The sequence below is a fragment of the Pantoea sp. SJZ147 genome (assembly GCF_007828605.1).
Lineage (GTDB): Bacteria > Pseudomonadota > Gammaproteobacteria > Enterobacterales > Enterobacteriaceae > Pantoea > Pantoea allii.
Genome location: NZ_VIVB01000008.1, coordinates 77,813 through 94,836 on the forward strand (window position 1 = coordinate 77,813; position 17,024 = coordinate 94,836).

General features: G+C 48.9%; 16 protein-coding genes and 4 pseudogenes. 14 read left to right on the forward strand and 6 right to left on the reverse strand.

Features of this window, described 5'->3' with window-relative positions:
• Positions 1–198 precede the first annotated feature (198 nt).
• Positions 199–888, forward strand: coding sequence for an HTH-type transcriptional regulator RutR (gene rutR, locus FBY13_RS12965; protein WP_145394355.1), 690 nt, complete (start codon positions 199–201; stop codon positions 886–888).
• A 185-nt stretch (positions 889–1,073) separates the two neighbouring features.
• Here the strand turns inward: rutR and FBY13_RS12970 are convergent, their stop codons facing one another.
• Complete coding sequence (locus FBY13_RS12970) at positions 1,074–1,829, reverse strand: amino acid ABC transporter ATP-binding protein (RefSeq protein ID WP_063876884.1); 756 nt, start codon at positions 1,827–1,829, stop codon at positions 1,074–1,076.
• A 1-nt stretch (position 1,830) separates the two neighbouring features.
• On the reverse strand, positions 1,831–2,481 hold the full coding sequence (locus FBY13_RS12975) for an amino acid ABC transporter permease (protein WP_063876885.1): 651 nt from the start codon (positions 2,479–2,481) through the stop codon (positions 1,831–1,833).
• A 272-nt stretch (positions 2,482–2,753) separates the two neighbouring features.
• Between FBY13_RS12975 and FBY13_RS12980 the strand changes: the two genes are divergently transcribed.
• The 3 genes from FBY13_RS12980 to FBY13_RS12990 are packed head-to-tail and all read left to right on the forward strand — an operon-like array spanning position 2,754 to position 5,500.
• Positions 2,754–3,506, forward strand: a complete 753-nt coding sequence (locus tag FBY13_RS12980) for an ABC transporter substrate-binding protein (RefSeq protein WP_063876886.1) — start codon at positions 2,754–2,756, stop codon at positions 3,504–3,506.
• A gap of 45 nt (positions 3,507–3,551) precedes the next feature.
• Entirely contained in the window at positions 3,552–4,157 is a 606-nt protein-coding gene (locus tag FBY13_RS12985; RefSeq protein WP_096011585.1) for a helix-turn-helix domain-containing protein, read from the forward strand.
• A 14-nt stretch (positions 4,158–4,171) separates the two neighbouring features.
• Positions 4,172–5,500, forward strand: coding sequence for an FAD-binding oxidoreductase (locus FBY13_RS12990; RefSeq protein ID WP_145394356.1), 1,329 nt, complete (start codon positions 4,172–4,174; stop codon positions 5,498–5,500).
• Positions 5,501–5,714: 214 nt separating this feature from the next.
• On the opposite strand, the gene FBY13_RS12995 is transcribed toward FBY13_RS12990, so the two are convergent.
• Complete coding sequence (locus tag FBY13_RS12995; protein WP_063876889.1) at positions 5,715–5,939, reverse strand: KTSC domain-containing protein; 225 nt, start codon at positions 5,937–5,939, stop codon at positions 5,715–5,717.
• Positions 5,940–6,382: 443 nt separating this feature from the next.
• Here FBY13_RS12995 and FBY13_RS13000 point away from each other — a divergent pair, with 443 nt between their 5' ends.
• Positions 6,383–6,826 (forward strand): antitoxin Xre/MbcA/ParS toxin-binding domain-containing protein, encoded by a 444-nt coding sequence (locus tag FBY13_RS13000; RefSeq protein WP_145394357.1) that lies wholly within the window; start codon positions 6,383–6,385, stop codon positions 6,824–6,826.
• Positions 6,823–7,284 (forward strand): RES family NAD+ phosphorylase, encoded by a 462-nt coding sequence (locus FBY13_RS13005; RefSeq protein ID WP_145394358.1) that lies wholly within the window; start codon positions 6,823–6,825, stop codon positions 7,282–7,284. The genes FBY13_RS13000 and FBY13_RS13005 overlap by 4 nt, the downstream gene beginning before the upstream one ends.
• 57 nt (positions 7,285–7,341) lie before the next feature.
• Here FBY13_RS13005 and FBY13_RS13010 read toward each other — a convergent pair.
• Positions 7,342–7,980 (reverse strand): annotated as a pseudogene (locus FBY13_RS13010) (Tn3 family transposase); the annotation flags it as partial.
• Between the two features lie 143 nt (positions 7,981–8,123).
• Here FBY13_RS13010 and FBY13_RS23740 point away from each other — a divergent pair.
• From FBY13_RS23740 to FBY13_RS13025, 3 genes and pseudogenes are all read left to right on the forward strand, one after another.
• Positions 8,124–8,189 carry a DNA polymerase III subunit theta gene (locus FBY13_RS23740; RefSeq protein ID WP_241568088.1) on the forward strand — a complete coding sequence of 22 codons (66 nt, stop codon included), beginning with the start codon at positions 8,124–8,126 and terminating at the stop codon, positions 8,187–8,189.
• 197 nt (positions 8,190–8,386) lie between these two features.
• A pseudogene (locus FBY13_RS13020) lies at positions 8,387–8,825 on the forward strand (STM2901 family protein).
• Complete coding sequence (locus FBY13_RS13025) at positions 8,819–9,154, forward strand: DUF1493 family protein (RefSeq protein ID WP_145394359.1); 336 nt, start codon at positions 8,819–8,821, stop codon at positions 9,152–9,154. The pseudogene FBY13_RS13020 and the gene FBY13_RS13025 overlap by 7 nt, the downstream one beginning before the upstream one ends.
• A gap of 562 nt (positions 9,155–9,716) precedes the next feature.
• Here the strand turns inward: FBY13_RS13025 and FBY13_RS13035 are convergent.
• Positions 9,717–10,373, reverse strand: a pseudogene (locus tag FBY13_RS13035) (IS4 family transposase); the annotation flags it as partial.
• Between FBY13_RS13035 and FBY13_RS13040 the strand changes: the two are divergent.
• From FBY13_RS13040 to FBY13_RS13050, 3 genes and pseudogenes are all read left to right on the forward strand, one after another.
• Positions 10,371–10,799 (forward strand): annotated as a pseudogene (locus FBY13_RS13040) (DDE-type integrase/transposase/recombinase); the annotation flags it as partial. The pseudogenes FBY13_RS13035 and FBY13_RS13040 overlap by 3 nt on opposite strands.
• Before the next feature lie 800 nt (positions 10,800–11,599).
• Positions 11,600–12,994: a flagellar filament capping protein FliD gene (gene fliD, locus FBY13_RS13045; RefSeq protein WP_063876896.1), complete on the forward strand. Its 1,395-nt coding sequence runs from the start codon at positions 11,600–11,602 to the stop codon at positions 12,992–12,994.
• Between the two features lie 739 nt (positions 12,995–13,733).
• Positions 13,734–14,669 carry a flagellin gene (locus FBY13_RS13050; protein ID WP_096011589.1) on the forward strand — a complete coding sequence of 312 codons (936 nt, stop codon included), beginning with the start codon at positions 13,734–13,736 and terminating at the stop codon, positions 14,667–14,669.
• 67 nt (positions 14,670–14,736) lie between these two features.
• Here FBY13_RS13050 and FBY13_RS13055 read toward each other — a convergent pair whose 3' ends face one another.
• A complete protein-coding gene (locus FBY13_RS13055) occupies positions 14,737–15,303 on the reverse strand; it encodes an NADPH-dependent FMN reductase (RefSeq protein WP_145394439.1) in 567 nt (188 codons plus the stop codon).
• A 302-nt stretch (positions 15,304–15,605) separates the two neighbouring features.
• Between FBY13_RS13055 and FBY13_RS13060 the strand changes: the two genes are divergently transcribed.
• Together FBY13_RS13060 and FBY13_RS13065 are read left to right on the forward strand one after the other, a co-directional pair.
• Complete coding sequence (locus FBY13_RS13060) at positions 15,606–16,115, forward strand: GNAT family N-acetyltransferase (protein WP_145394360.1); 510 nt, start codon at positions 15,606–15,608, stop codon at positions 16,113–16,115.
• 81 nt (positions 16,116–16,196) lie between these two features.
• Positions 16,197–16,988 carry an MBL fold metallo-hydrolase gene (locus FBY13_RS13065; protein WP_109717654.1) on the forward strand — a complete coding sequence of 264 codons (792 nt, stop codon included), beginning with the start codon at positions 16,197–16,199 and terminating at the stop codon, positions 16,986–16,988.
• Positions 16,989–17,024: the final 36 nt, after the last annotated feature.

Sequence of the window (17,024 nt, forward strand, 5' to 3'; positions counted from 1 at the left end):
TGGTCTGTTTCAGACCATTTGTTCAAAAATAACTGCACGTAAATCAGGCAGGATTGAGCGCAAATGGTGCAAATTTATTAAATAGTCGGTTAAGCGGGATCTTATTTCGCCGCTTTCATAAATGGCGTGCATGACGATAGTCGCCCCTATCCCTATTTGTTATGCTTTCCACCTTGATGTTTATGTCATGGAGACGTTGTGAAGCCATTGGTCAAAAGCCCGGAATCTGCCGCCGGCGAAAGCAAGTCCCCTCAGGCAGCGTCGAAATCATTGACGCGCCGCTCGCGGGCGGTCGCCGCCAAACGTAGCGCTATCATGGCGGCTGCACTGGAATTTTTTTCGTTGTATGGCTTCCACGGCACCCGACTGGAGCAGGTAGCGGAACGTGCTGACGTCTCAAAAACCAATCTGTTTTATTACTTTCCCTCGAAAGAAGATTTATATATTGCGGTGCTGAAAGGGCTGCTGGATATCTGGTTAGCACCGCTTAAAGCATTGCAGTCCGATCAGCATCCACTGGAAGCCATACGCGAATATATCCGTCTGAAACTGTGCGTATCCCGTGACCATCCGCAGGCGTCGAGATTGTTTTGTCTGGAGATGGTGCAGGGCGCGCCACTGCTAAAACAGGAACTGGGTGGCAGCCTGAAAACGCTGGTGGAAGATAAATCGGATGTTATTCGCGGCTGGATTAAAGACGAGCTGATCGCACCGGTCGATCCGATGCAGCTGATTTTTATGCTGTGGGCAACTACGCAGCATTACGCGGATTTTGGCGTGCAGGTTGAGGCGATCACCGGTAAAACGCTCAGCGATCCGGTGTTTTTTGAACAAACGGTGAAGAGTGTTCAGGACATCATTATCAAAGGCATTCAGCTTCGGGCTTAAAAGGACCATGCAGCAAAGCAGAACGGTGTGGTTGTCAATGAACGTGGGGATGAACACAACACAGGTTCACCGGTCCCCCGGTCATATGTTCATTTACTCTCCCGGCCTTGCAGCTGCCAGAAAGACGCAGCACTGACAACGTGTAATAACCATTTTTACGTGATCAGAACTGCTTTTTCTGACGTTTACGCATTCATCATATTCGACACGCCGGAGTCCCTCAGAACCCGACGCAAGAAATCCTGGGTGCGTGCTTCCTGAGGACGCAGCAAGACCTGTTCGGCTTGCCCCTGTTCCACAATTTGCCCGCTATGCAGGAAACAAACGCGATCCGCGACCTCTCGTGCAAATTGCATCTCGTGTGTGACAACGATCATTGTCATGCCTTGTTGTGCCAGATTACGCATAACCTGCAACACTTCACCAACCAGTTCGGGGTCCAGCGCGGAGGTGGGTTCGTCAAAAAGAATCGCTTTGGGCTGTAGCGCCAGTGTTCGGGCAATGGCCACACGTTGCTGCTGACCACCTGAAAGTTGCGCCGGCCACGCGGAAACCTTGTCTGCCAGCCCTACTCTTTCCAGCAATTCTCTCGCGCGTTTTTCTGCGGCATTGCGTGATTCGCCATTAACGTAAATCGGGCCTTCCATCACGTTCTCAAGCACATTGCGATGGGGAAAGAGATTAAAGCGCTGAAAAACCATACCTATCTGGCGTCGAAGCAAATTGATATTTTTGCTTTTATTATCAACATGCTGACCGAGAACGCGAATTTGACCGTTTTCATACGTCTCAAGCCCGTTTATACAGCGCAGCACCGTGGACTTTCCGGAACCTGAAGGTCCAACCAGACAAACCACTTCGCCCTCTTCGACGCGAAAACTGACCCCTTTAAGCACTTCTACTGAGCCAAAGCGCTTATGAACATCAATAATTTCAATCATCTCAGGCTCCTCTTTTCTGACGATTTTCAAGGTGTTTGGTAAAGGCCAGCAATGGCATGCATAACGTCAGGTAAAGTAACGCCACCAGGGTATATACCGTTGTGTTATCAAAGGTCGAGGCAGCAAGAAGCTGTCCCTGGCGTGTCATTTCGGTTACCGCGATCGTTGAAGCAAGAGCCGAATCTTTAAGCATCATCACCAAGGTGTTGCTGTAAGGCGGCAGTGCAACATGAAAGGCCTGAGGCAATATGACCCGCCGCATCGCTTTACTAAAACTCATTCCCATAGAACGTGCAGCTTCCAGTTGACCGCGATCCACGGATTCAATGCCAGAACGAAAGATCTCTGCGAGGAAGGTAGAAAAACAGAAAGCAATACCGATCACGCTGGCCTGAAAAGAGGTAAGGGTTATACCAATGTCGGGAAAAACGAAGTAGATGTAAAACAGCACCACAATCATGGGCAACGCACGGGTGATGTTAATGATGACAGCTACAGGCCATGAAATGATTTTAAAAGGGCACATTTTTGCAGCAGCAAAGATCAGGCCGAGCGGCGTACTGATAAGTAACGACAACAGTGTGATGTAGATTGTCATTTCAGCCCCTTTCAAGAGAAAAGGGAGATATACATGAATGCTGCTCCAGTCCATTATGCGCTCCAGCCGGTGTTAGGTGGCATGCTAAAAATTCATTTTAATGAATATTCCCCCGTTAAATACTGTCAAACTTTTCCTCTCATGGCGTCATAGCATTAACTTATTTGTACGACAACCTTCATTTAAGATCGCTTATAGTCGCAAATCAAAGGGTTTGATGCTCATTTGTGAGGGGGGATTTTTTTTAGAAAAGAAATGATTGACAGCAGGATAATTAATTTCATTATATTGAAGTTAATGGTCCCCGTTTTAAGCAGGAGTGCGTCATGTCTAACCGATCGTGCGTAAGTGTGGCTTTGTTGTTTGCCGCATTAGGCTTCACTTGCAGTGTTAATGCGGCGTTGTTGACGGCGGGCTCCCCGCCATCCAGTGCGCCAACGACCTTTCTGGATACAAAAACGGGAAAAATCGAAGGATTCATGCCCGATGTCGCCGCCGAAGTGGCCAGGCGTCAGCATCTGGAGATTAATTTTAGCGCCGTGCCCTTCTCCACCCTTATTCAGTCTGTTATTGCAGGCAAAATTGACATGATCGTGGCGGGAATGACACCGACGCCAGAGCGGGAAAAACGCATCTCCTTTTCTCAGCCGGTGACTGCATTTGGGCCTGGACTCGTCGTGCGTGATGACAATAAAAAAACCTACCATTCGCAACAAGATCTTAAGGACGAAATCGTGGGTACTATGACAGGCACTGACTACACGCAAAGCCTTATAAAAAGCGGCATTGCTAAAGAAGTCAAAGTCTACGATAGCCCTTCAGATATGATGCGCGATTTGTCACTGGGTCGTATCGCGGCAGGCATGAATGATTATCCTATTTTGAAAGTTCAGGAAAAAACTGGATCTTTTAAAGGTATGCACGTTGTAGACGATTATAAACCCGAGCATATATCGCCCATGGCGTTTGGTGTGAAAAAAGGCAACGATAAGCTGCTTGCCGATATTAATAATGCGCTGACAGCAATGAAAGCAGATGGGTCACTGCAAAAAATTAAAGCTAAATGGGGAATGCCCTGATCGCGCTTTCACACAGGGATGCGACAAACCTTAAGGAGCATGGTTATGAAAACAGCGGTAATGCACGCAGAGGAGCTGAGTGCAGCAGAGGCTAACATCGGTATACGTTTAAAATTAATTCGTAAGTCTCGTAGCATGACGATCAAAGAGCTGGCGCAACAGGCTAATGTGTCAGCGGGCGCAATTAGCCAGATTGAACGTAATCTGGCTAACCCTACGATACGCGTTCTGGAGCAACTTCGTGTGGTCTTAGATGTGCCACTGACAGCCTTCCTTGAACAAGATGACGTAATGCGGCCGGGCGCAGAGCATTACGTGCGACGCAGGCATGAGCGGCCGCACTTTCATGTTGGCAAACTGGGGATAACTAAAGAGATGTTATCGCCCTCAGGCGAACACGATATTCAGTTTATGTATATCAGTATTCCTCCGCGCACACGTTCAGAAGAGATGCTGACAGGCACGGGTGAAAAAGCAGGTGTAGTAATGGAAGGTAAACTGACCCTTGAGGTAGAGGGGGGGAAAACCTTAATCGAAGCGGGTGACAGTTTTCAGTTTAAAAGCCATCTCCCGCATAATATTTTCAACGATAGCGACACAGAAGCCCGTGTATTGTGGATTATGCATATTCCGCCGCGACATCATATCTGAAACAAGGTTAACCCATGCGAATCAAGGTCGATAGCGTCCATGACAGCTCCGTCTTCCCCACCACTGTCGATGTTGTTGTGATAGGCGGTGGCATTGTTGGTACGTCAACGGCCTATGAACTGGCGAAACAGGGCGTTTCAGTGGCCCTGTTTGAAAAAGGCGTTATTGCCGGTGAACAGTCTGGCCGGAACTGGGGCTGGGTGCGCCAGCAGAATCGTGACTTGTATGAACTGCCTATGGCGATGCGCAGCCTACAGCGCTGGGATGAACTGAGTGCCGAAATCGGAATGGATCTTGGTTTCAGGCGGAGCGGCATTCTCTATGGCACAGTCAACGATGCTGATCTGGCGCGTTGGGAAACATGGGGTCAGCAAGCGAAGCAAATGGGCTTTACCAGTCATCTCTTATCTGCGCAGGAAGCTAAGGCACGGATTGGAGATAAAACGGCCTGGCGAGGCGGCGTGTGGTCACCTACTGATGGTCGCGCGGAACCTTCGCAGGCAGCGCCGGCCATCGCTCGCGGTGCGCAAAATTTGGGTGCCAGCATATTTCAGCACTGCGCGGTGCGCGCACTGGACATTAGTGCGGGCCGGGTCTCAGGTGTATGGACAGAACGCGGGCGGGTAAACGCCAGCCGGGTTATCTGTTGTGGTGGAGCATGGAGTTCACGTTTTTGCAGACAATATGGCATTGAACTCCCTGCAGCGAATATTTTGGGCACGGTGTTCAAAACGACCGTTGCGCCTGAAGTGGTGAAAGGATGTCTGAGTACACCTAACCTTTGCCTTCGCCGCCGTGAGGATGGCAGTTATACCGTTGCCGTGCCCGGTCTTGGACAAATTGATTTGGCACCGCAAAACATCCGTTATGCTGCAAAGTTCTATCCAATGTATCGCAGTAAAGTGGCTAAAAAGCTCAAGGTCCGGCTTAACAGCTCGTTCTTTTCGGGCCCTGAAGCGGCTGGAAGCTGGCATCATGACAGCCGTTCACCGTTTGAAAAAATCCGTGTCCTTGATCCCAACCCGGATAACAGCATCATTCGCAATGGTCTTGCGGAGTTGACCCGTTTATTTCCAGAATTGAATGGGATAAAAGTTGATTATGCCTGGGCGGGCTGGATTGACACCACACCTGATTTAGTGCCCGTCATTGATGAGGTAAGTGCAATACCAGGGATGTTTATTGCTTCCGGCTTCAGTGGACATGGCTTCGCCATTGGTCCCGGCGCAGGGCTTTTGTGCGCACAGTTGCTGACGAATAATCCCGTTTATACAGACATCGCACCTTATCGTCTGTCACGTTTCGAGAAAGGTAACGCGATTCGCGAACCGCAAATGATGTAATTCAGTGGCGGTAAGTAGCCCATTAGTGGGTTATCTGAGCGGTCCTTTTCAGGCAATCATTGAGTGTTTCAATGATTGCTTTGAAGGGAAGATAATTCGCACGGACCCGCAAAATCACCTTATCGCCGTCGCCCTATCCACTTAGCGAGAAAGACGGCGTTTGACGCTTATCTTCACCGCCATGCCTGAAAAAATGAGCCGTCATCTTATATCGCTATGCATCACTCTTTTGATACATAGAAAAAAAACGGTTGTCGATGCTTTCGCGAAAAAACGCGTCCTGATCGACGGCTGCACAGAATCCCTGATAGGTATGGGCCGGTACAGCAAGCCAGCGGCGGCACGTACCGTTGCGGTACTCAAGTTCCAGCACCCCAGACGTCGGATCGAATCCCGCACTGCGAAATAATGTTGAAGAGTTGATGTCGTGTCGTTTCATAACGGATAGTCCCTATCGGTTGAACCCAGCGCCTGCACTACTAAGAGCGGCAATATATCACAGTCACCGACAATCTTTCGTCACGGTGACTATCCTGTCATGGCAAAAGTCATGCGAAACAGCGAGAGACAGCACAGAGTGCCGCTTACCTGTGATGATGACGTTCAACTGACTGACCTGCTTGTCGTCAGCCGCACGCAGACAGGCGACTTCGGCTGTTATCGCCCCTGTTCATCCCTCTTACTGCGCATGTCCCTTTCTTCTGTCAGCTATTGACCACAGAATGCCAGATCAAAACCGAAGGATGTGTTGCTTACCCTCCCCGTTTTCTCCGCCAAAAAAAGAATAAACCGGGTTTATTTTCTAAATATGACAGCGCAAAAAATGGCGCATTGAACCCTATCGCCATTTGGCTATAATCAAATAACCAAATGGAGGTGATCATGAAACAATTCACATTACCCGCATCCGCGGCAAAACCCGATCGCCTGTGGCAGTTTGCCGGTCTGAGCAGTGCGGACGGCGTTGTGCTGATGGATCAAATCGATGATGGCCTTGACGGTACGGTCGCCAGTCGCATTGTCACGTGGGCGCAAATCTCTCAGGCAGAGCTGCGTCGGATGACCGGCATCGCCGGCTCGACATTTACTCGTAGCGTAAAGAGTCGCTTCACTGCAGAACAGAGCGAACGGCTGGTGCGATTTATTCGCGTGATGGATCGTGCCGTTGAGCTGTTTGAGGGCGATAAAGAAAAAGCACGCCAGTGGCTCAATGAGCCTGCACGCGCGTTGGGCAATAAAAAACCGGCCGATCTGGTGGCGTCTGAAACCGGGGCTTATGAAGTACTGAAACTCATTACCCGACTCGAACACGGTGTTTATTCGTGAAGCTCTACCGCATGACTAAGACGCGTTATCTGGGATCGGCCTGGAGTGGTTTTGGTGCGCGTGAAGGTGGCGGTCGCTGGAACAGCGTCGGTGTGTCGATGGTTTATGCTTCTGAAACGGCCTCGCTGACCATGCTGGAGACGCTGATCCATCTGCAAAGCGCCAGCGTGCTGGACTCTTTTACACTCCTGAGTATAGAGGTTCCCGATCGACTGATTGAGTGGGTTGATATCAATCAGCTACCCGCCGACTGGGCTGCACCGGAAGGGCCTGCTGCATTGCGCCTGTTCGGGGATGCCTGGGTACAAAGTGGTGGTTCCGTGGCATTACGCGTGCCCAACGCCCTCTCGCCGGTGGAATCAAACTATCTGCTTAATCCTGAACATCCCGCGTTCAATGCGATTGTTAAGCAGGCCCGCGACATCCCCTTCCGGTTTGACGCACGCTTTTTGCGGTAGCGCTGAACCGCTGCAGGTAAAACGCCTGTAAAATTAAAAACCTCTATCCCGTTACTTCTAACCGAGCGTTTTAAAATAAGCGTCCAGATCAGGGGAATTAATACCTGACAGGGGGCAGTTTGGATATCGAAAATTATTGTACGTTAAGGCTTTTTTTAACCTTTCGACTTTAGCTGGTCTCAGCCGACGAAATTTATCGGAAGTCGGTATACGGTTGCTTTCCAGATCTAATCGCCTGTCAGATTGATATGCTCCCACCCTGATGGTGACAGATGCGACAGCAGTTGTTCGTTGAGCTTCAGCCCCTTACGTTTCAGGGCATCGATCACTCTTTCTATATACACGGTCCCCTGCTTTATCGAGGTTGCCAGACGCAGCACTTCACGCCAGTGAATTTCGATCTCTTTCAGATTAAGTGTGGTCGTTGATATCAGTGACTGAAGCGCCGGTATTGGTCTGCTTTCCCTTTGCTAAAAAACTTCTTGTCTTGGAGATCTCTGATTCGCGGACAAAACACACATCCCAGCAGATGCATCAGGGCAAAGACATGATCAGTGAACCCCCTGTATCGGTGTAATGCTCCCTTATTTCCAGCTCGCTTTCGTGGTACAGCAAGTCATCGAGAACATGGGGTGAATCCCTGACCTGACGGATTATGCAGGTGTAATACGGGCTGTATTGACCCGAAATAATGGTGGTCAAGAGAAGGCGGGTATCCGGACGAGTAATGTCATTTTTTATGCGAAAAATGTCGAGTAAACGTCGTCCATCTGTTACCTCATTGAAAATGCTGCCTCGGGCGTTGCCTGAAAGAGCTGATGAATAAACCTGTCATCCCGATGGAAACAGAACTGCAGCATCCTGAGGCGCTGCGGGAATATTTCCGTGAGCGCCTCGTCTGTTAACACCAGATTTCCCTGACTCTGCCAAAGGGCTCCGATCCGGTTTACCAGAAAGAGGAAAAGGCAGAAGGAAACTGATGTCAGTCCCGCAGATGGCGGGTCATGCATACCTGACGGTCAGGTTGCCAGTCATCATTCTCAGCGGTATCTTCAGACTCACATCAGGAATATAGCTGCAACTGCGATTACGGGAGCAGGAAGTGGATACAACTGAGGAGCTGGGACAGACCTATTTCTATGCCGGGCGCCCGAATCTCTCTGCCGGTGAACTGTTCTTTATAATTTTCTGTGAACAGGTCGCTCTTCAACTGGGTGTGCGTGATTTCAGTGCCATTGTGGCCATACTCTCAGGACGCAATATCATCGCCACACGCAGAAAACCTGGCGGTACGGTTACCGGAACGTCGTATGCTTCAAAAGCTGCAAGGCGCGTATTTGGTGATGCCAAATTCCCCTGGGGCATAAAGCTCCCTTCCTTTGTCGGAGGTTATCCGCCTTCAACTCTCAGAATACGGATGGTGGCGCAGATTGGTACCTGGACCGGGCTGGGTCATTCTGGCTGCTGATGTTTCACAGATTGGTTATCACAGCGTTGTGGAATACAACCGGATAGCACGGGGGGATGACAAACTATGGTAATCGACGAACTGGATGAGAAAATTTACGCACTGGTTAAGCGTCATAACGGACGCGGCGTTTTCACAGCGCAGGAACTCAGGCCAGAAACCGATCTGGATGCGGATCTCCATCTCAGTAAAGACGAGGCGCAGTCGCTGATGAATGAATTTTTTATGCAATTCAACGTTAGCAGGGAGAATTTCTCTATTGAAACGTACTATCCACCCGAGCTGCCACTGCTGACGATACTGAATCCTTTCCGCCGTCGGCGAAGCGTTCCTGAAGTTCCTGACTTTACCATTGCAATGTTAATCGAATCAGCCCACGCAGGACGCTGGTGCTACGAATAAGCAGGCCCGTTCGGGTACGGAGAAATAGGCGTACGGCGCGAAAAATGACTAATTGCAGCGTCATGTACAGCTCGTACGGATAAATTATTCTCCCCGGAGCCATAAACCTTAACGTCAGTACATTCCATTCCAGACCTCATTCATCGCTGAATTACCAAACGCCGTCTGAATTTGCAGCAGGCTGGCGAAACGGGAAACATTAAGAAAAACCAACCGACATTACTAACTGAAGGTTGTATCTAATACTGGGGGACAGGTCACTGCCTTTGAAAGGATCATTGAGATGGTAGACAAGGAGGTTAATGCCAATGAGAGATAATAGGCCTGCCAAATTGAGCTTAGGTAAACGCATCATGTATAGCCTTATAGAAGCGTCAGGTGCAATCATAGGCGGGTTGCTTCTCCTGCTGTGCTGCTATTGGTTCTTTCACTATGAAACCTGGCATGAAAGACTGATAGCGATTGGTTTGTCTATCGCGGTTGTCTATCTGATCGGCAAGGTTTTACCTGAACGGCCAAATTAGTAAGCCCCTTACGGTCTGAAGGATCCCCAGAAACATCATCAATACACCATGATGATGTTTCGATAGGTTCTCACCATATCGGCATATACCTTGTCGGGGTTCATCCCCAACAGGATCCCCGGTGACTGCCGGATGACATTCTCACTCAATGTCAGATACGACAATACCCTCCGCGACTTCACACTATTAGCCTGAAACCATCTGTTTATTCCTTACTTTCAGGGTAATACCCTGTCAGCCACATGATGATGCTGTAAAGTGTCGCGACCAGGCAAAGCATCGATATCCGCTTTTCTCCCCAGCTTTTACTTGCCCGAAGTCCCAGACCGTAGCCGCTCACTTTTCTCATCTCTGAAGTTCTGCTCTGTTTGCATAGGGCGGCTGTATATTTTAATTATCACCCGCGGCTTATATCCCATAAGGCTGGTAAAAAGCAGCCACGGCTCGCGGGCGTTTTTGCTGTACATCCTGTTCGTTTTAGGAGAACGCTGGCTGCTTTTCCTGCCGGTTGTCCGCTTATGAACGGTATAAAAATGCCCTGGACAATCACGGCTGACGTTGCGAGCCAGTCGGCAAAATCACAGATAGCATGGCTTCGCTACTTATGGCATATCTCGTGCCATCTGCCACTCTTCATCCCTGATTATCTGAAAATAGAGGCTGCCTCTGACACGTCAGAAAAAATCCCATCCCAGATATACTGCATTTACCACCTTAACGGTCTGGGCGTGAAGCGCAGACGACATCGTAAGGGCCTGGCGCCTGAGCGGCTTCCGCTTCTTCGCCCGGACCTGGTCAATGGAATTTGCCATGGATGCACTTACCAGCGACCGGAAAGTTAAGTAACTGAATTTATTAGTAATTTTACAAATATGTGTCTGGCGATCACTGCTGCTTTCGGTATTTCAGGCGTTCAGGTCTCGCGTATTCTGGACAGTATCACGCTCTTTCGTGGCTATCCGGCTAAGATAAGAACCGTTCAGGGACCGGAATTCACCTGCCTCGCACGGGATCAATGGGTCTTTGAGCATGGCGTGGAACTGCGTCTTATCCAGCCGGGCAAGCCGGCCCAGAACGGATTTATTGAGATTTTTAGCAGCAAGCTGGAAACATGTAAAAATAGAAGGTAAACAACCCGACATGACTAACTGATCGTTGTATCTAATACAGTGGGAAGGTCATTCCATTTATTACTTTTGTAACCCTTCTCTTCACAGTTTGTGCAGGGCTGTCACTTTAAAGTGGCAGCGTTCCTACTGGCCTACGCGCAGCTGCGGCACGTGACAGCATTAGTAGAAATTTTTACTACTTCTCGCAAACCTGACGGGCATAAGGCTTTTGAGGACCAAACTGCCCCCTGATACAGCGCTTTGTTAGCCTTTCGATATGAGCGGTAAATCAATGTAACAAATGTAAGGTTTCGGGCTCATAAAATATTTTATGCAGTGATGAAGACGTCGCACTTAATAAAAGCATTAAGAAAGATGCGATAACCCTACGTAATCTCATTGATTAATTGATGATAATTTTAAGGTGACAGGCAATTTGTATTAAGTATCACCAGGCTGTTTAGCATCCGTGCGGCAGAAATGATGATCAGGAACTTATAAGGATGCTTTATAACCTTGCGTTAGAGATTAGCTGGCCTGAATTTTACTTAAGTTGCGCGGCGTAACTTTAACCTGTTGATTAATAATCTCGGTGTTTTAAACGAGAGAATAACGGCGTCAGGAAATACGGCAAATACTACCACCTAATAATTACAATTTGTTATTCTGTTAACATATATTTACCGGCTTAACAAAAAATTGATAGTCGCGTAATGACCATAAACCGATTTGCAACAACCGTTAAAATCAGAAAAACACCTAATTAATGCATTGTATTTTAATCACTGGTGTCACTTCATCAGGACAAGAATATGGCAAGCATAAGCACACTTGGCGCTGGTACTAACCTCGACCTCAATACCTTATATGACAACATACAGTCAGCCGAACAGGCGCAACTGACACCCATTACCAATCAGCAAGCGTCTTATAATGCGCAACTGACGGCCTGGGGCGTGGTACAAAGTTCAATGTCGAAATTGCAGACCGCAGCCTCTGCGCTGGAAAATGCCTCCAGCATTGCGACAACAAAAGTGACCAGCTCGAATTCGGCCTTTACGGCTACGCTTGCCAGCGGTGCTGCAGCTGGAAATTATTCTGTTGAAGTTGACCAGTTAGCGGCGTCGCAGTCCCTGCTCTCCAAATCGGCAAGCGACGAAACGACCGATCTGGGCGACAGCAGCATGGCATCACGCACGATTACGATCAGCCAGCCTGGACAGAAATCGCCGTTAACCGTGACGTTAAATCAGAATCAGACCAGCTTGTCTGATATCCGTGATGCGATTAACAAGCAACAAGGTAGCGTCAATGCCAGTGTGATTATGGCCAATGACAATACCTACTATTTATCCCTGACGGCGCGCGATAGCGGCACGGCGAATGCCATGACCGTAAGTACAAATGATGCCACATTGTCGCAATACATTAACTATAGCCAGGGCGGGAGTAATAACGCTATGACACAGCAGGTTGCCGCTGAGGATGCTCAATTGAAGGTTAACGGATTATCTATTACGCGCAGCAGCAACATCGTGACGGATGCGCCGGAGGGCGTAACGCTGAATCTTAATAAAGTTAACAGCGGATCGCCTGAAACCTTATCCATTGCTACAGATACCTCGCCAATGGCGACAGCCGTTCAGTCGTATGTTGATGCGTATAATTCGCTGCAGAAAACCATCGCAGACCAGACAAACTATACTCCGGTTCAGGCAGGACAGGCACAGAGTACAGATAATGGCGATTTGCTGGGGGATAATACATTAATGAATATCCAGACCAGTCTGCGCAGTCAATTTTCCGATCCTCAGGGTACAGGAAATATTCAGGTACTTTCTCAGCTCGGAATAACGCAGGACGATAAAGGTGATCTGACGGTAGACAGTACGAAGCTGAATGCCGCCTTAACCAACCAACCCGCAGATGTTTTAAGCTTTTTGACGGGGGATGGAAAAACAACAGGTTTCGCCACGCAGGTGACCAATAAACTGAATGATATGCTGGCAAGTAACGGCACAGTATCAAATGCGACCACGGGGATTAATACCTCGTTAAAACAGTTGTCCGATCAGTACAATACCGTCAACGATCAAATCACGGCAGTGATGGCACAGTACAAAACGGAATTTACCAATCTGAGTACGCTGGTCTCTTCAATGACGCAGACGGGTGATTATCTGTCAGCCCAGTTCGCGAAGATGTAACGCCTGCCTCACGCCGTTTTGCCACATGAACATTCTACCTTTAATGCTGATGGTGCTCCTGCGCCATCAGCATTTATCCATTATAAGGCCCTGATTTTATCTGGTATTAGGTTACTTCCTCAATAGCACTTTTTTATCGCATCCGTAAGCCATGAATTTGGCGTAACTCTTTATCCAGAACCTCGTCGCATTGCCGGGCCAATATCCATTAGGCGAATGCTCGCACGCTGACAAGACACATCGCCTTTGTCATAAGCCAAAAACTAATGCAGAATTTTTTATGCCGCGCGGTATCGTCAACGCTACTGCTTTAACCTCGCGCCTGTACAAACCTCATTAACGTGAGTATTGGTTTTTTATATTCCGTTAATGATATATCTTACCCAATGTATTTTTAAATATTTAATGCAGTTTCTCTAATGAAAGCATCTTTTAGCGAAAAGGTCACAGATAAACGCTTTGTGGAATACTGAGTAAACCCTTTAATCATCTGTGCTTTTTAAAGCCTTACGCTGTAACAAAACGTGTTTAACCTTAAGGAAATTGGTTTTTTGGTTGGGTTTTGTGTGGGGTTATAATCATTTCTTTCCGGTTGATTCTTATATTTACAACTGAGATTTTACAACAAAATACTTATTCAATAATTAATCTTATCTGGCTTTTTTTTATTAAAGTTTAGCAGGAAGGGTTCGATAATAATAATGCGTAAATAATACGTTCTCATAAGAAGGAATTTACCATGTCAGTCATCAACACTAACGTCCTGTCGTTAATTACTCAAAATAACCTGAATAAGTCTCAGTCATCTCTCGGTACGGCGATTGAGCGCCTGTCATCGGGTCTGCGCATCAACAGTGCCAAAGATGATGCCGCTGGCGAAGCCATTGCTAACCGCTTTACGTCAAATATCAACGGTCTGACGGTTGCGGCGCGTAACGCCAATGATGGGATTTCGTTGTCTCAGACGGCTGAAGGCGCGCTGGATGAAATAAACAACAACCTGCAGCGCGTCCGCGACCTGACTGTACAGGCGCAGAACAGCTCTAACTCAGCCTCTGATATCGACTCTATCCAGGCCGAAGTTAACCAGCGTATGCAGGAAATTGACCGTGACACGAAACAGACGGATTTCAACGGCATTAAAGTGTTGAACACGGGTTCAGGCAACAGCACTTATAATTTCCAGGTCGGTTCTCAGGATGGACAGACTATCGGTATCACCATTAGCTCAAGTGACAGCTTCGATTTGGCTGCAGCGGGTAACGCGTCTTCAGGTACTGTGCAGAACACCAGTGTGACAACCGGGCAGACGGTTAATGGTACAGCCCGCAGCACCGCGGCTATCGGCTTCGACGTGCTGAAAGGTGCAGTCACTGGTGGTAGTAGTGGTAGCGCTTCTGGTAGCACCCCGCTGGCGGATATCGATAAAGCGATTAAGGCCGTCGACAGCCAACGTAGCCTGTTGGGTGCGTCTCAAAACCGCTTTGAATCTACAATCAGCAACCTGAATAATACCGTGACTAACCTGACTGCTGCACGTAGCCGTATTCAGGACGCGGACTATGCGACCGAGGTATCAAATATGTCACGTGCGCAGATCCTGCAGCAGGCGGGTTCATCTGTACTGGCACAGGCCAATCAGGTTCCACAGACCATGCTGTCTTTACTGCGCTAATCCTCAATTTAAAAACCACGCTTTTTTTAAGCGTGGTTTTTTTCAGACCGCCTGCGGGAAAACCAGGCTAATTAACTTTGCGGATAAAATCACTGAATGCCGCTAATTGCCTGGCCAGATGCTCAAGCGTGCCCTGCTCAATCACCTTACCCGCCTGTTCATCAACTTTATTCTGAATGATACCACCCATAAATTCCGGTTTGTTCAGTACCATGGCGTCAAGAAACACCAGAATTTGACGCAGGTGATACTGGCAACGCGCGCCACCGATCGCGCCCATGGAGCTGGTCTGAATCGCCACCGGTTTTCCCGCGAGCGGCTGATTGGGAACGCGGGATAACCAGTCGATCGCATTTTTCAATCCGCCCGGGACAGAATAGTTGTACTCAGGTGTGACGATAATCACGCCATCTGCCTGACGAATCTGTTCAGCGATCTTTTCAACAGAGGCAGGAAACCCCTCTTCTTGCTGAATATCGGCGTCATAAAGTGGAATATCCCGAATGGATGGAAGCGCCTCAATCAGCACGCCCTGTGGGGCCAGTTGCGGTAGCGCCTGGGCAATCATTGCGTTGTACGAACCTTTTCTCAGGCTTCCCAGTAGCGTGACGATTTTCAACGGTTTATCAGACATCATTTTTCCTCTTTTTGATGGCTAAAATCATCCCCGAAAAACCTGGGGAAGCGTATGCGTATTCTATGCGATTAGAAGCAGGTTTTTTATGAGAATGTGTTAGCTGGCTTTATATTCCGCCTCCACAGGTACATCCTGCAAAATCACATAGCGCCAATCCAGCGCGCCGCCATTGCCTGCTGACGGCAGTAAACGTGACATTGTTAAAATGGTCGCGGGCGACGTGGGATACAGTAGGGAACACATCGAAGAGGTAGGCGTGATAACACGCCACCGCAACACCGGTTCAGGAGGGAGAGAGCATGGTCAGTTCGGATAAATATGTCATCAGGCAAGCAACGTCGCAGGACCTGGCAGGCATCACTGCCCTGCTTCAGGAAAACTCAGCGGGGAATGGCGGAACGCTGAACGGGGATTTTCCTGGCGAAAAGGTTGCCGGGATGTTGAATCATCCGGGGGCCTTTGTGGTGGTCGCGCAATCCGCTTCTGGGATCGCCGGCGTGTTATTTAGCACCACATCGTTCCAGCAAGGTCCGGAGATCGTGAAAACGATGCTTCGTGCCTGGCCGCCCGCGCAGCAGTGCTGGATTTACGGCCCGGTCTGCATCAGCACGGCCGCCCGTGGTCAGGGCTTACTGACGGGTTTGTACGATGAAATGTGCCGATATTACGGTAATAAAGCCCCCGTTCTGTTTATTCAGGCTGACAATTATCATTCCATTCAGGCTCACCAGCGCCTTGGAATGCGTGAAGTGGGACGGTTTAGTCTGAACGGCAGCGACTTTTTGATATACAGCCCGGCATGTTTTTAGACGTCTGTCCTCGCACAAATTGAAACCTGCACCGGGTAAAAACGCTAAAATTAATCTGAATGGTTAACGGGAGCGACCGTGATGATTAAAATTTGCCTCACATGCGGCACGTCTTATCAACAGCTGGATGTTCAGATCGCGCACTGTAAAATTTGTGAAGATGAACGTCAGTATGTCCCTAAACAGGGGCAACAATGGATTTCACCTGAGGCACTGCACGCAGGCCACAGCAATAAATGGTATCAGCATGAAAAAGCCTTGTTGAGCCTGAAAACGGTGCCAGGATTTGCCATCGATCAGCGCGCTTTTTTAGTGAAAGGCACACAGGGCAACGTCCTCTGGGACTGTATTCCTAACCTTGATGATGCAACGATTGATATTGTTCGCGCACTTGGCGGCCTTAGTGCGATTGCCATTTCTCATCCTCATTACTACAGCACGATGCAAGACTGGGCGGCGGCTTTTGATGCGCCGATTTATCTGCACGCCAGCGATAGCGAGTGGATTATGCGCGACAGTCCGTACCTGCGGTTATGGGAGGGCGAGGCCAAAGAAATCATGCCTGAAGTGACACTGTTACGTTTAGGAGGGCATTTCGACGGTGGCACGGTGCTGCACTGGGCGAAAGACGATGGCGTCTTACTGTCAGGCGATGTTGTGCAGGTCACGGCTGGCGCGAACGCCGTCTCCTTTATGTGGAGTTACCCCAATATGCTCCCTTTGCCGGCGGCTAAAATCAGCGACATCGCCGCCCGCCTTGAGCCCTATGATTTCGAACGACTTTACAGTGCGTTTGAAGGACGCGACATTGCGCCCAATGCGAAACAGGTCGTGATGCAATCTGCACAGAAATATATAGACTGTTTACGGTGAAACACGCCGCTATTCTGCCGCCACGTTTGAGACTGT